This window comes from Frankia sp. AiPa1, from assembly GCF_023243075.1.
GTDB lineage: Bacteria > Actinomycetota > Actinomycetes > Frankiales > Frankiaceae > Frankia.
In genome coordinates this window covers 84,023-98,300 of the sequence record NZ_JALKFZ020000126.1, presented here as the reverse complement: position 1 = coordinate 98,300, position 14,278 = coordinate 84,023, and the positions used below count along the sequence as shown (strand labels likewise).

Here is a 14,278-nt window from a genome sequence, read left to right as displayed (position 1 = left end):
CGATCTTGGAGCAATCGCGATCTTGGAGCAACGATGGATGCTGCGCGGCGTAGGCGAGCAGCGCCGCTTAGACGGGAACTGTGGCGCGGAATTCTTCGAGGATGGGGGCGAGTTCGGCCGGGGTGGCGCCGTGCATGATGACGCCGTCACAGCCGAGGTCGAACTGGTTGCGGACGGCGGCGACGCACTGGGCGGGGGATCCGGTGGCCGAGGGGGCGAGCCATTCGTCCGGGATGAGCGTCGCGGCGTGCTCGAGTTGTTCCTGGGTGCCGACGATGTCGAGGCCGCGGACCTGGGAGACCGGGTCGGCGAGGAAGCGCTGGAGGACGGCTCGGTCCCAGCCATTGGTCCGCACCAGCAGGTCGCCGTAGCCCTGCAGGTAGGTGCCGAGCCGGCCGACGGACTTCATCAGCCGGCGGTCCTCGGGGATGTGATCGCCGATGGTGGCGAAGCAGGACCACACCTTCACGGAGTCCGGGTCACGGCCCGCCTTCTCGGCAGCCTGCTTGACCGTCCGAACACTGCGGGCGGTCGTCTCGTCGGTGAAGTAGGTGTGCAGCACGACATGGTCGAAGGCGCGGCCGGCGAGCTCGAGCGTGTTCGGGCCGAAGGCCACCATGCCCAGGGGAAGGTACTCGTCGAGGGACGCGTCCAGGTGCAGTACCGGCCAGGAGCCCGCCGGGCCGTGGTGACCGATGATCGCCTCGCCGCGGAACAGCCGGCGCATGAGGTCGGCGAAGTCCTCCATCTCGGCGGTCGTGATGCGGGGGATGCCGTAGGCGTCCTGCAACTTGGGGACGCCACGGCCGAGGCCGAGGACGAAACGGCCGCCGGTGAGGCTCTGCATGGTGCGGGCGTAGCCGGCGGTCACAAGGGGGTGGCGGGTGTTGTGGTTCGTGGCGCCGGTGCCGATCAGGATGCGGTCCGTGACCGCGCCGGCGGCCCCCGAGAGCGTCGCCGCCTCCTTCTTGTTGTACCGCTCGGAGATCCACGCCATCCCGAGACCGAGCGCATCCGCCTCGGCGGCCTCGGCCACGATGTCGCGAGAGCTTTTCGGCTGGCCCGCAAGCAGGTAACAGCCGAGCTTTTCGACCTCCGTAGACGCGTCCGGCATGGTCTTCTCCTTGGTCTCGGATCCATCGGTCACTGCGTCGCCCGACGTTTCGCGGTGAGCAGGACATTGTGCGGGTCAGGGGTCCTCTCGGCCAGGACCCGGATCCCCTCGTGGAAGGTGGTCGTAGAGGTCGGCATGTGACCGTCAGGACAGCAACTGGCGGATGTCGTCGGCATCGAGGGTGGTGTCGACGAAGTCGCCGCCGTCCATGATGCTGGCGAACAGTTCGGCCTTACGGACCTTGAGCGCCATGACCTTCTCCTCGATGGTGTCCCGGGCGACGAGCCGGTAGACCATGACGTTGCGGGTCTGGCCGATGCGGTGGGTCCGGTCGACCGCCTGCGCCTCGGTAGCGGGATTCCACCACGGGTCCAGGAGGAAGCAGTAGTCCGCCTCGGTCAGGTTCAGGCCGGTCCCGCCGGCCTTCAGGCTGATCAGGAAGACGGGTACGGTTCCGGACTTGAACCGGCGCAGGACGGCGGGGCGGTCGCGGGTGGCGCCGTCGAGATAGCAGTACTCGATGCCGGCGGCGTCCAGTGCGTCGCGGACCTTGCCGAGGAACCGGGTGAACTGGCTGAACACCAGCGCGCGATGGCCGCCGTCGACGACGTCGCGGAGCTGCTCGAGCAGCACGTCTATCTTGGCGCTGGCGATCGCGTCATGGGCGTCGTCGACGAGACCGGCGTGCAGGCTGAGCTGGCGCAGGGTCGTCAGCGACTGCAGGATCGTGAACCGGTTGCGGTTCATGTCGTCGACCAGCCCGAGGACCCGCTGCCGTTCCCGTTGCAACCGGACCTGATATGCCCGGCGATGCCGGGGGTGCAGGTCGACGTCGATGACCTGTTCCTGCTTGGCCGGCAGGTCCGGCGCCACCTGTTCCTTGGTCCGGCGGGTGACCAGCGGTCGGATCCGGCGGCGGAGCTGGCCGAGGAGCTCGGCGTCACCCTGTTTCTCGATGGGGCGGGCGTAGTACTCGTGGAAGCGGGTGCGGTTCGGGAACAGACCCGGAGCGGTGATGGACAGCAGTGACCACAGCTCCATCACATTGTTTTCCAACGGTGTGCCGGTCACGGCCAGCTTGAACGGCGCGGGCAGCAGCCGGGCGCACTGGTAGGCCTTCGACTGGTGGTTCTTCACCGTCTGGGCCTCGTCGAGAATCAGGCCGGCCCAGGCGGCGGCGGAATAGTCCTCGGTGTCGAGCCGAAACAGCGTGTAGGACGTGATAACGACATCGGCGGTGGCGGTGATGTCGTCCAACGACTGGCCGCGGCGGCGCAGCGTGTCGGTGAGGGTCGCGACCCGCAGCCGCGGGGCGAACCGGGCGGCCTCGGCCGCCCAGTTTCCCACCACGCTCGTCGGCGCGATGATGAGAAACGGTGGGAGCGCCGGATCCCGCCTGCGCGCGTGGCAGATGAGCGCCAGGGACTGCAGCGTCTTGCCGAGCCCCATGTCGTCGGCGAGGATTCCGCCGAGCCCGCAGTCCCACAGGAACGTCAACCAGCGGAATCCGTCGACCTGGTATGGCCGCAGGCTCGCCCGCAGGGTGTCCGGCGGTTCCTTCGCCCCGGCGGTCTCGAAGGCGAGGATGCTCTCCACCTGGGTTCGCCACTGCTCCGCCTGGTGGCCGATCACGCCGAGGGCCACCAGTTCCTCCCAGAGCCCCGCCTGGAAACGGCTGATCCGCAACGGCCCGGCCGGGTTGTCCCGCAACGCGGCGGCCTCCTCGATCAGGCGGCGCAGCGAGTGCAGCTCGGGCCGGTCGAGGCGCAGGAAGGCGCCATCGTCGAGCAGCAGGTAGGGCTCGTCCCGGCTCAGTGCCTCGAAGACCGGTGGAAACGGTATGAGCTGCCCGTCCAGCCGCACGGCGACGCTGAGATCGAACCAGTCCGGCTCGCCCGGCACCGCATCGGTGGACACCTCGATCCGCAGCGTGTCGCTCGCGTCGCGGTAGTCGAGCGGGTCCCCGCCGATCTCGACGATGACGCCGTCCAGCGCGGTCAGCCGCGGCAGCAGCTGTGTGCTCAGCCGCATGGTGTCCATCCCGCGCAGCACAGTCGCCGCCGGCCCCCCCGTCGCACCCACACCCGCCACACCCGCCACACCCGCCCCGACCTGGCCCAGGGCCGCCAGGCCCAGGCCCGCGTTGGCCGGCAGCTCGGAGCGGTTCAGCCCGGAGAGGATCTCCGCCTCGGCCGCGTGGTCACGGTAGCCGGCATCCGGGCCGTCGGCCTGCAGCGGTACGCGCCGCCGAAGGGCACCGATCTCGTGGTTTCCGCTGGTCGGGTCGCCGTCGGTCAGAGCTGCGTCCGCCGCGGTCGCGTCCGTCAGATCTCCGTCCGCCAGATCTCCGACGGAGTAGTCCCACTCCCAGTCGAGCTGGACGGTGTGGTCGGGTCCGAAGGTCGCCCGGGCGACCAGGGTGGGCCTGGGCAGGGCGGGCGGCTCGAACGAGCCGTCACTGGAGACGATCCGAGCCAGCCGGGCGAGTCGTGGATAGAAGTCGACGAGGAACCGCGGCTGGTCGGCGGCCGGGATCCGCATGCGTTGGTTCGCCACCGCCATCCGCACCAGCGCCGGCGGCACCGGCGAGGTCAGCCGGGCGAGCCGCAGGTGCCAGTTCTCGTGCTGGTCGGTGGTCTGGATCTCGGCGCGGTCGATGGCGACGACACCGTGGCGGCCGATGAACGCGAACGGCGCGAGGTCCACGTCCGAGTCGCTGACCTGGAGCACCGGGCGAAGGGTGAGCGCGCGCGAGGTACGGGTGATGTCCAGGCAGAACTCCGCCGACGTGTACGGCTCGACGCTGCCCATCCGCTTGCGCTGGTGCACGAGCTCCACTCCGGCGGCGCGGGCCTCGTCGAGCAGCGGCCACAGCCGCGGGCTGTGGAACTCGCCGAGGTCAAGGTATTTCTCCTCGCCGTAACGCGGATACGGCGAGCTGCTGTCGCCGGCCTGGTAGACGGCGTGGATCTCGCGCAGGATGCGCAGCTGCGCCTCGTGATGGCCGCTGTGGTGGTACCTCCCGTAGGGCGCGTTCAGCTGCGACCAGGTGGGCGCGCTGATCCAGCCGGTTTTTCCCTGCTGCACCAGGCGTGCCATGACCCGCAGGGATGGACCGGCCGGTGGCCTGCGGCCCGCTGCCGGTTCGTCGGACAGCGACAGCTCGATGGCCAGCGGCGTCGTCCGCCCCGGCCCCTTCGGGCTCGACGTCTCGCCGAGCAGGTCCGTCAACGTCGATGCCCAGGTGGGCGGTGGTGTGACCGGGCGGATCGCACCGCCGCGCTGCGCCCGCGCGGGCGCAGCGGTACCGGAAACCATGGAGTCCGTCCATCTCTCGGCCGCGGGTTTCGCCACCGCGGTGAGGCTGGCGGCCTGCGCCGCGGCCAGGACGAGCGCCGCCGTGTGCTTGCAGTCGAGAGCCATCGGGCAGCTGCAGTTGCCGCCCCGGAACTGCCAGGGATGCGCCTGATCGCCCTCGACGAAGTACGCCGTGGTGCTGTAGCGCTTGCCGTTGCTTCCCGCCACCCGGCCGATGAGCGTGTTCCCCGACGGTTGCCACGACACCTCGGCCACGGCCCCCCTGCGGGCATACTGTTCGCCGCGCCGAAAGGTGGCCTCGCCGACCACGGCCCGCACACGGTTACGGTCAATGTCCCGCAAGGACGCCGGCACCATGCGTCCTGACGCTAGCAGCAGGCCATACGAATCCGGCACCCCGGACAGACACGGTCCCCGCCAGCCCAGACAGACCACACCGGCCACCATGTGACCACGCCGGCCGGTGCCCGGCCTTGACGATCGACGCCAGGCATGACATAGGTGCGCTACGGCGAGTTCTCCGGTACCGGTGCGTGGGTCGATGACGTGCGCACCTCGCTCGCGCGTCCCCGAGGTGGCGACGGCGAGGTCGCTGCCCTCGACGACCGCGACGAGGTGGCCGGGACGTGCCGGGTCGGCGATGCCGAGCCGCCACGGGACCCCGGGGGCGGCCAGTCCACGAACCCGTAGGTCCCCGGCCGCGTTCACGCAGTGCGCGGTGGCACTCGCGCGGGTCAGCGCCCAGGATGCGGCGTCGGCGGCCCAGCCCTTGACCAGCCCGGTCGGGTCAAGGGTGCCGTCGCGGCGCCAGCCCGGGTCGAACAGGCCACCGGTGCGTGCCCGGCAGGCCTCGGCCGCCCGGTAGATCGCCTGGATGTGCTCCGGGCAGTCGGACAGCGTGCACGCGCCACTTCGCATCCGGGACACCCAGGAGTCGGGTCGGAAGGTGCTGAGATCGGCGTCGGCTTGGTGCAGGACGGCCACGGCCGCGTCGATCGCGGCGTCGAGGCGATCCGGCGGCAACAGCGTGCGCACGTCGATGCTGACGACCGTGCCCATCACCGGTTCGGCGTGGACGCGCCGCACTCGACCCCCAGGGGCCTCGCCGCCCCGTGCGACCCGGGCGGCACCCCGCGCGGGGGCGGCGGGCCTAGACACCGGCCTTGTCCAGGGCGGACTGCACTGACCAGGCGTACCCGTAACTCGTGTACGACGCGCCGGAGACACTGTCGATCTTTGCGTTCTGCGCGGTGAGCACCTCCTGCTTGAGGATGGGCACGGCCTGGTCGTTGATCTCGACGTCGCGCCGCTCGCGGTCCGGCACCTGCACCGTCACCACATCCACGATCTTCTTGCCGGTCAGCACGACCTTGACCTGCACCGCCCCAAACCGGGTGTCGATCGCGTCCCCGGTGATCGTCCTGGTCATGGACGTGCCGGACGACGAGCTCCCGGACGAGGCGGCGGTGGACGGGCTCGCCGTCGGGGCCGTCGTGCCAGTCGATCCGGTCGAACCCGACGAAGCGGATGCCGTACCGCTGCCGCCGCCGGACGAGCCGTCGCCCGTCGTGCCCGGCGTGGCGCTGGCCGACGGTGTCGCCGTCCCGGCAGTTCCGGCAGTTCCGGTCGTCCCGGCGGTTCCGGCGGTTCCGGCGGTTCCGGCCGGGGCGGTGCCGAGCGCGACGGGACGCTCGCCCGACCCGGTCGCCGCCTTGCCGCCGACCACCAGGACGACCTGTTAGTTCCCCATGGGCCCCCTGTGGGTGACCTCAGAGCTTGCCGGGCTCTCGGACGACCCCCGAATGCCTTCCGTGTGATCGTCCCGCACCAGTTTCGTTGCCAGCCGGGAGGCCCGCGGGCCGGATGTCACCTTCCGTGACGGTCTCACCGAGTGCAAGATCCAGGTAGGTCGTCGTGGGGGTGTTCGTGTCCGATTTGCCCCCCACGGCGACCTGTTTGGGCGGATCTTGCTCGGCGGTCGCCGCAGGGCGTAGCAATCGTGGGGTGCGCGTCCTTCGGTGGGCCGGCGCGGGCCGGCGGGGGCGGGTGCTAGGCGTTGATGCCGAGGTAGCGTTCGTAGATCTCCTCAATGTCGATCTCCTTGGCGGGGCCGGAGCGGACCATGACGCCCTGATTGAGGATGAACGCCGTGTCGGCGATCGCGAGGGCCTTCTGCACGTACTGCTCGACGACGACCAGCGAGACATGGTGCTCGACCAGCCGGCCGAGCGCCTCGTAGATCGTGTCGACGGCCAGTGGCGCGAGGCCGAGCGAGGCCTCGTCCACCAGCACGATCTTCGGATCGGTGAGGTAGGCCCGGGTGAGCGCGAGCATCTGCTGCTCGCCGCCGGACATGCTCCCCGCGGTCTGGCGCAGCCGGCGGCCGAGCACCGGGTAGAGCTCGGCCGCCGTCGCGATCGACGCGTCCAGGTCCCGACCGCGGGCCTGGATCATCAGGTTCTCCCGGACGGTGAGGGACGGGAAGATCCCCCGGCCCTCGGGCAGCAGGCAGATGCCGTCGCGGGAGAAGTGCTGCGCCGCGCGGCCGGTGATGTCCCGACCGCCGAACTCGATCCGGCCGGCGGACGGGCGCAGCAGGCCGGTGGCGGTGCGCAGCAACGTGGTCTTGCCGGCGCCGTTCGGGCCCAGCAGCGCGACCACCTCGCCGTCGCCGACCGCGAAGTCGACGCCGCGCAGGACGGTCGTGCTTGCGTAGCCGGCGGTCACTCCGGTCAGGTTCAGCATCGTGAGCTCACCTCTTCCCCGCGGAGTCCTGGCCGGGCACCACGGACGCGAGCGTGCCCGCGGCGCCGCCGGCTGCCGCATCCGCGGCGGCCGGGTTCGACGTCACTGCCATATCGCCGAGGTAAGCGGCCCGGACCTGCTCGGAGCGGGCCATCTCCTCCGTCGTACCCGAGAAGATCAGGGCACCGAAGTCCAGAACGTAGACCCGGTCGCAGATGGCCCGCACCAGGGTCATGTCGTGCTCGACCAGCAGAATGCCGCAGCCCCGCTCGCGTACCACCTCGGTCAGGACCCGGCCGAACCCCTCGGTCTCGTGCGCGTCCAGGCCGGACGATGGTTCGTCGAGCAGCAGCAGGTCGAACCGGCCGGCGAGGACCCGGGCGAGCTCCACCAGCCGTCGCTGGCCGAGGGGCAGCAGGCCGACCTGCAGATCGGCGATGTGCTCGATGCCGGTCAGCGTGATCGCGTCCGCGGTGGCCGCGGCGACCGCCCTGGCCTGTGCGCGGGTGCCGACCAGTTGGCTCGCCGGGTTGCGGCCGGCGAGCGCGGCCTCGTGGCCGAGGGCGACGTTCTGTCGCACGGTCAGGCTGTTGAACAGTTCGATGCGCTGGAACGTCCGGCCGAGCCCGCGCCGGGCCCGCTGGGCAGGGCCGTGCGCGGTGACGTCCGCGCCGTGCAGCAGGATCTGGCCGTCGCTGGGCCGGTTCAGGCCGCTGCAGGCGTTGAAGGTCGTCGTCTTTCCGGCGCCGTTCGGACCGACCAGTCCGGTGATCGCACCGGCGGGTGCCGTGAGGCTCACGCCGGACACCGCCCGTACCCCGCCGAATCGGACGGTCAGATCCCGCACGACCAGTCCCGCGTTCTCGCGTCCTGGCTGGGCGGGCAGGCTCACCCGCGGTGGTGTCAGGTCGCCGGGACCAGACCGCGCCGTGGAGCCGGCCGCGGCAGCGACGCCTGTGCTGCCATCCCCGGCCGGGGCGGAAGGTGCGCGCGTGGGTGCTGCCGGCTGGCCGGGGGTTCCCCCCGCCGCGATGGGTTCCAGGGCCAGCCGGGGTGCGCGTCCCCCGAGCCGGTCGAGGAGGCGCCGCGCTGCCTCGGGAGTCGTCCCGCGCCGCGTGCCGTGGGCGGAGACGGCGGCGCCGATGCCGAAGAGCAACGTCAGATACGTCGACGTGTCCGAGTTGGTGATGTAACCGGGGATGACGGTGAAGCCGATCGCCGCGATCACCGCGTACCAGGGTTCACCGATGGTGACGATCACGACGAGCGCGACCAGTGTCAGCGAGTCGAAGGAACCGAAGTAGGTCCCCACGCTGTACTGGTACAGCATGCCGGTGAGTGCGCCGGCGAGCGAGGCCATGGCCGCCGCGATGCAGAAGACCAGCACTTTCAGCACCGTCGAGGTGGTGCCCTGGGTCTCGAGGGCCAGCGGCGAGTCGGACATGGCGCCGAGCAGACGGCCGAGGCGGCCATGGCTGATCGCGGTGACGACGAGCACGCACAGGACGACGATCAGCAGGAGCAGATAGTAGAACCCCGTGTCGCTCGACAGGTCCCAGTTTCCGATCTTCACCATCGGGCGCGGATCGGGGATGCCGATCGAGGTCGTCCCGAACATGAAGTGGCGCGGGTAGAAGACCTGTTGCAGCACGATGCCGAGGCCGAGGGTGGCAAGCGCCAGGAACACCCCCGACAGCCGTACGGCCGGGATCGCGACCAGCGCGCCGACCGGGACGGCGATCAGCGTGGCCAGCAGGAGCGCGACCAGCCACGGCAGGCCCGCACCGACCGCGAGGTGGCTGAACGCGGCCGCTCCCACCGCGGCGAATCCGAGCTGGCACAGCGAGATCTGACCGGACTGGCGGACCAGCAGGCCCAGCGACAGGAACAGGATGATGTAGATCAGCGCCGCCGACCACACCGCGATGTGACCCGCCTGCAGGCTCGGCACCAGCGCCAGCAGCACGATCGCCACCGCCCCGGCCACCAGCCGGACGCGGCCCGGCGCCTGGTAGGAGCGGCGCACCGAGGCGACGCCCGCGGGACGGCGCGGTGCGAGCCGGGCCCGTGGGGTGACGATCAGAACGACGAAGAGCACCAGGAACGGCAGACTCGGCGGCAGCCCGCCGACCCAGCTCACGGTGGCGGCGTACTTGTCCAGCAGTGCGCCGCCGATACCGACGAGCAGACCACCGGCGAAGGTCAGCGGCAGGTTCGAGAAGTAGCCGATCGCCGCCGCGCCGAACGACGCGAACACGGCGGTGGTCAGGGTGACCCCGTCCAGCGACAGTGCCGGGGCCACCATCAGCCCGGCGATCGAGGCGAACACGGCGCCGATCATCCAGGCCCAGCGTCGCACCCGCACCGGGTCGTCGCCGCAGACCGCGACGAGTTCAGAGTTGTCCACGACGCCGCGCATGACGACGCCGAGCCGGACCGCGAGGAAGAACCAGTAAAGCAGCGCCGATGCCACCAGGGAGAAGGCGAAGATAATGATTTGTTCCCAGGTGACGTTCACGCCGAGCATGCGTACGGTCGACTGCGGGAGGAAATGCGGGAACGTCGGCGTCGCACTGCCGTGCCAGAGCTGGCCGAGCGCGGTGACGAGGAGAATGACGCCGACTGTGGACACCACTTTGATGGTGTCGCTCGCGCCGTCCAGGAGACGGGCGAGAAGTTCCAGCCCGAGGCCGAGAAGCGGGGCGAAGACGGCGACACAGACCAGTGCGGCCAGTGGCCAGGGTAATCCGTGGTCGGTATGCAGGAAATAGAAGAGATAGGCGTCGAGCGCGGCGACGGCGCCATAGCCGAAGTTGAAGATTCCGGACGTCTTGTAGGTGAGGACAAGACCGACGCCGGCCATGCCGTAGACCGCGCCGGTGGCAAGGCCGATGACAATGAAGGGAAGGAACTGGTGCACGCGGCGCTCCGATTCGGGCGTGGCACCGCCGTGTCCCGGGCCAGGCCTGTCCGCCTGGCCCGGGGCGGTGGCGTCGTTTCGGCTAGCTGCTGGTCATGCAGGTGGGTTTCGTGCCGTTCGGCACGCTGTACTTCCCGTTCACCAGACTGGTCTCGAACCAGCAGTTGACCTGATGTGCCTTTCCGGCGTCGAAGGTCAGCGGTGCGGCGAACCCGTCGAGGGTCTCGCCCTTCAGGGAGTTCAGTCCGGTGATGACCTGCGCGGCCGACGGCGCGGAGCCGTTCGCGCCGAGCCCACCGGCCTTGGCGGCGGCGGCGAACAGCAGCCCGGAGACCCAGCCCTCGCTGGGGAGCTCGCCGTAGGTCGCATGGTCGTCGCGCAGACCGGGCGCGTACTTGTCCAGGGCCGCGTTCATGGTTGTGACCACGGGGGCGTCCGAGAAGTACGGCAGGTTCGGCGACGGCGAGACCAGGTGGTCCTTGAGGCCCGGCGAGGTCAGGAACGTGTCGGTGAGGATCTCACCATCCACCACGTAGATCGGATGGTAGCCCTGCTGCGCGCAGTTCGCGCCGAGCTTCTCGGCGACGAACGGGACGTCGGCGATGAACAGCGCCTCGATCTTCTTGTCGCGCGCGGCGATGCACTGGGCCGTGTAGTTGGGCGCGGTGGCGGCGACCTCCGTGCTGTAGGTCACCGGCAGACCGAGGCTGTTCCCGACCTTCTTGAGGGGATCGATCCCCTCCTGGCACTGCACGGCCTCGGCGCAGTAGACCAGCCCAAGACTCTTCGCCCCGGCATCCTTTGCTGTCTGGATGATCGAGGGGAACAGCGCGTTCTCGGTCTGGCCCTCAGGATAGAAATCGGGGTTGCTGTACATCGGTGTGGTAGAGGTCGACAGGCCGACTACCGGAATCTTCGCATCCTGCACCAGCTTGGCCCATGGTTCGTCGACATTGGTGATGTCGACGATGGCCACGACGTGCTTCGAGATGAGGGTGCGGGCGAACGTCACGGACTTGCCAGCGGTTCCGCCGTCGTCCAGTAGGGTGAACTCGATCTGATGGCCGTTGATGCCACCGGCCGCGTTCGTGCTGGCGACCCATGCCTTGTAGGTGTCTGCCCCGCCTTTCAGGCCGAGCGGGCCGGAGCAGGTGCAGATTGCCCCAATTTTGATGGGCGATCCGGTGGCCGTCGAGGTGCCGCCGTCCGAGGAGCCGCTGGAGGAACAGGCCGCGGCGGCCACGATGACGGCGGTGGCAACACCGACGGCCCGGAGTAATCCATGTAAGGTGCGCATCGCCGAGTTCAACGTCCTTTCACGAGCATGGTCGTGCCGCCCTGAATGCGCCGGGCACCGAAAGTCCCTGTGTGGACGAATTTCGGCGCGGGCTCGGCGAATGGGCTGGATTGATGGCGGCCGGGTGAGAGTAGCGCCGTGTCAATGTCGACGTCAACCTCGACTTCGACTCGGACGGAGGCGGCCGCGCAATCGATGGTGAGCCGTGGCAATGTGATGTGATCGCATTTACGGTGCGTAATCGAGAAGAGGTGACCTGCCCCTTTCAGGGCCTTTGTCCTTTTCTCCCGATCGGAATCGCTCCGTGCTCCGCCGGTCTACTGGGCCAGGCCCGACGGATCGGTCACGGCGAGCGCGTCCAGCAGGTAGGTCGGGGGTGGTTCGCCCAGCCCTCGACCTACCAGTGGAACTGGCCGGAGGACGCGTGCGTGCCGCCGTCCACATGCAGGGTGGTGCCGGTGACGTAGCTGGACAGGCCGGAGGCCAGCAACACCGCGGCGTGCGCGACGTCCTCGATCAGCCCGGGCCAGCCCATCGGGATGGCGACCGCCGTGCCGGCCGGCACGCCGGTCACCCCCGATGCGCCGGCCCGATCACCTCGCCGGTCCGATCACCTCGCCGTCACGGTGACAGCGCCGGTCACCGGGACGACAGGTAGGTTGCGCCGACGGTCTCGATAAAACGGAGGGTGTCCGCTGGCGTGCGGGTGGGGCGGGAGATCACGAGCCAGGTCACGCCCGCCTTCTCGAGATTGGCGAACGCCTCTCGATGACGGTCCGCGGCCGCGGCGGGATCGGACTGCGGGCCCGCGATACCCGGGTCGACGTACGAATAGGTGACGTCGACCGGCTCGCGCCCGGCGCTGGCAGCTTCCGTGCGGACCTCGGCGATCAGCTCGGCGAGATGCGCCTCCGAGCTGATGTTGGCGGTCTGGGCGGACTGGCTGAGCTGCGGCGAGCCGGCCATCGGCATCCAGCCCTGGGCCTGGTGGGCGACCCGGCGCCGGGCTCGCCGAGAGTTGCCGCCGATCCACACCGGGATCGGGTCCTGCACCGGCCGGGGGAGGGCGATGACGTCGCGGGCGTTGAAGTGACGTCCGGTGTAGCTGAACGGCTCGCCGCTCCAGTGCAGCGGCAGCACCTCGAGAACCTCGTCGAACAACTCGCCGCGTTCGGCGATGTCGACGCCGAGCGCGAAGTACTCGGACTTCTGGTAGCCCGCGCCGAGCCCCAGGATGAACCGTCCATCGGACAGCTTGTCGACGGTCGCGGCGGCTTTGGCCAGCAGGAACGGGTTGCGGTACGGCGCGACGGACAGGTAGGTAAGCAGCCGGAGCCGAACGGTTGCCGCCGCGACATAGCTCAGGGCTACGAACGGGTCGAGGCTCTGGTGCCCGCCGTTGTCCAGCCACCGGGCCCCGGGGATGGGGTGCTCGGTCAGCGAGAAACCGTCGAACCCGGCCTGTTCCGCGGCTTGCGCCACCTCGCGTAGCGTCCCGGCGTCGAGCATGTCGCCGTCCCGGCCGTGCTTGTCGGGATAGTGGTAGATGAAGCGCAACGCCATGATCCCTCTTCCCGTTGGCCCGTGGCGTGCCATCGCGGTGGCTGACGTTCGCCCGGACTCGGCCGATGCCCCTTCGCGTGTCCCCGATGCCGGCGCCTGCGGGTGCCGGCAGGTTCAGGCGCAGGCAGGACGCGCCCGGTTCCTGACGCTAGCCAGGGTGAGATTGCGCGGCAACCGTCTCGAATCGGCGTCCTGGGATGGCGTCCCAGGACGCGGGTGGCGTCAGCGCGGTGCGGTGACCGCGGGGGCGATCCAGCGCCGTAGGAAGTCGCGTAGCTGCCGGTCGGAACGTGGCGGGCGGGGCGGGTCGATCGTCATCGACTGCAACAGGCGTAGCAGCAGCTCACCGAGTTCGTCCAGGCGGCGGTCGTCGAAACCGGCGGCGGCCCAGTCGATGTGCGAGCGTGAGATCAGGGTGCGCAACAGCCGCAGAGACGTCGCCGACGTGACGCCGCGGCTGAACGACTCGGTGCGGCCGGCCGCCAGCAGCAGCGTCAGATGGCGCTTGCTCGGCAGCCGCTCGATCGTCGACGCCAGCGCCTCGACCACCCAGTCCTCCGGCCGTTCCAGCGCCGCGAGGTGCGCGGTGAGCTCGTCGACGAACGAGTCGACCGTCGCCCGGCCGACGGCGTTGAACAGCTCGTCGGCGCTCGGGTAGTAGCGGTAGACGGTCTGGCGGATGACGCCCAGCTCCGCCGCGACGTCCGACAGGGTGCACTCACTCGGCTCGGACCGGTCGACGCAGCGCAGCGCGGCTTCGATGATCCGCGCGCGAGCCTCGCTCTCATCGGCCGGAGGACAGCCGGCCCAGCCGCGTCGCCTTGCCATGTTCCGTGCACCCTCACGATTCCGCGCGGTGCCGGCTCGGCCCTCCGGCCGATCTCGGAGCTCTTGTCGCATACCGCGCTGTTTGTCACCTTAGCGGCACACGGTAACCATACGCGCCCGCACAGTATGTGTTACCTGGATTCGTGCCATCTGGCTGCCCGCATCGTCGATGACCTGGATGAGCGTCGCTCGTGCCCGGCGCCCGTCCCGGCTGAAATGACGTCTTGTCACGATGCGGGCAAAGCATCCGAGGGTCTCCCATGGGAAACCCCTGGGCTCGTGATGGCAGGAATCCGACCCTCGTGTGGATCCGCGGCTATCCAGTGTGACACTGGATGTCCGCGTAGCCCAGTTGGGTACAGACGACCGGCCAGAGCCCGACGTCGGGCGCCAGGCATGACACCCTGTGAGGTGACCAGCTTCCAGGCCGTTGGAGGGTACCGCGGGGTCCGCGCTCCGCGGCAGCACAATGATCACCGTCCACGAACACGGA

At 69.8% G+C, this 14,278-nt stretch carries 10 protein-coding genes; 1 reads left to right on the top strand and 9 read right to left on the bottom strand.

Features of this window, described 5'->3' with window-relative positions:
* Nucleotides 1-67: 67 nt before the first annotated feature.
* The 3 genes from MXD95_RS12120 to MXD95_RS12110 all read right to left on the bottom strand — a co-directional run bounded on the left by MXD95_RS12120 (nucleotide 68) and on the right by MXD95_RS12110 (nucleotide 5,861).
* Nucleotides 68-1,114, bottom strand: a complete 1,047-nt coding sequence (locus tag MXD95_RS12120) for a TIGR03857 family LLM class F420-dependent oxidoreductase (protein WP_250640685.1) — start codon at nucleotides 1,112-1,114, stop codon at nucleotides 68-70.
* Between the two features lie 144 nt (nucleotides 1,115-1,258).
* Nucleotides 1,259-5,491, bottom strand: coding sequence for an SNF2-related protein (locus MXD95_RS12115; protein ID WP_250640684.1), 4,233 nt, complete (start codon nucleotides 5,489-5,491; stop codon nucleotides 1,259-1,261).
* 91 nt (nucleotides 5,492-5,582) lie between these two features.
* Nucleotides 5,583-5,861, bottom strand: a complete 279-nt coding sequence (locus MXD95_RS12110; protein ID WP_250640683.1) for an FMN-binding protein — start codon at nucleotides 5,859-5,861, stop codon at nucleotides 5,583-5,585.
* Between MXD95_RS12110 and MXD95_RS12105 the strand changes: the two genes are divergently transcribed.
* Nucleotides 5,860-6,174, top strand: coding sequence for a hypothetical protein (locus MXD95_RS12105; RefSeq protein WP_250640682.1), 315 nt, complete (start codon nucleotides 5,860-5,862; stop codon nucleotides 6,172-6,174). The genes MXD95_RS12110 and MXD95_RS12105 overlap by 2 nt on opposite strands.
* A 307-nt stretch (nucleotides 6,175-6,481) precedes the next feature.
* Here the strand turns inward: MXD95_RS12105 and MXD95_RS12100 are convergent, their stop codons facing one another.
* The 6 genes from MXD95_RS12100 to MXD95_RS12075 form a co-directional block, all read right to left on the bottom strand.
* Entirely contained in the window at nucleotides 6,482-7,177 is a 696-nt protein-coding gene (locus tag MXD95_RS12100) for an ABC transporter ATP-binding protein (RefSeq protein ID WP_250640681.1), read from the bottom strand.
* A 7-nt stretch (nucleotides 7,178-7,184) separates the two neighbouring features.
* Nucleotides 7,185-10,097, bottom strand: a complete 2,913-nt coding sequence (locus MXD95_RS12095; protein WP_250640680.1) for an ABC transporter permease subunit — start codon at nucleotides 10,095-10,097, stop codon at nucleotides 7,185-7,187.
* Nucleotides 10,098-10,179: 82 nt separating this feature from the next.
* Nucleotides 10,180-11,394: an ABC transporter substrate-binding protein gene (locus tag MXD95_RS12090; RefSeq protein ID WP_250640679.1), complete on the bottom strand. Its 1,215-nt coding sequence runs from the start codon at nucleotides 11,392-11,394 to the stop codon at nucleotides 10,180-10,182.
* A 397-nt stretch (nucleotides 11,395-11,791) separates the two neighbouring features.
* A complete protein-coding gene (locus MXD95_RS12085) occupies nucleotides 11,792-11,968 on the bottom strand; it encodes an SDR family oxidoreductase (RefSeq protein WP_250640678.1) in 177 nt (58 codons plus the stop codon).
* A 65-nt stretch (nucleotides 11,969-12,033) separates the two neighbouring features.
* On the bottom strand, nucleotides 12,034-12,951 hold the full coding sequence (locus MXD95_RS12080; RefSeq protein WP_250640730.1) for an LLM class F420-dependent oxidoreductase: 918 nt from the start codon (nucleotides 12,949-12,951) through the stop codon (nucleotides 12,034-12,036).
* 228 nt (nucleotides 12,952-13,179) lie between these two features.
* Complete coding sequence (locus MXD95_RS12075) at nucleotides 13,180-13,785, bottom strand: TetR/AcrR family transcriptional regulator (RefSeq protein ID WP_250640677.1); 606 nt, start codon at nucleotides 13,783-13,785, stop codon at nucleotides 13,180-13,182.
* Between the last annotated feature and the right edge of the window lie 493 nt (nucleotides 13,786-14,278).

Excerpts from the sequence above, each read along its gene's own strand:
- MXD95_RS12120 (WP_250640685.1), bottom strand. The coding sequence starts at position 1,114 with ATGCCGGACGCGTCTACGGAGGTCGAAAAGCTCGGCTGTTACCTGCTT.
- MXD95_RS12115 (WP_250640684.1), bottom strand. The coding sequence starts at position 5,491 with ATGGGCACGGTCGTCAGCATCGACGTGCGCACGCTGTTGCCGCCGGAT.
- MXD95_RS12105 (WP_250640682.1), top strand. The coding sequence starts at position 5,860 with ATGGACGTGCCGGACGACGAGCTCCCGGACGAGGCGGCGGTGGACGGG.
- MXD95_RS12110 (WP_250640683.1), bottom strand. The coding sequence starts at position 5,861 with ATGACCAGGACGATCACCGGGGACGCGATCGACACCCGGTTTGGGGCG.
- MXD95_RS12100 (WP_250640681.1), bottom strand. The coding sequence starts at position 7,177 with ATGCTGAACCTGACCGGAGTGACCGCCGGCTACGCAAGCACGACCGTC.
- MXD95_RS12090 (WP_250640679.1), bottom strand. The coding sequence starts at position 11,394 with ATGCGCACCTTACATGGATTACTCCGGGCCGTCGGTGTTGCCACCGCC.
- MXD95_RS12075 (WP_250640677.1), bottom strand. The coding sequence starts at position 13,785 with ATGGCAAGGCGACGCGGCTGGGCCGGCTGTCCTCCGGCCGATGAGAGC.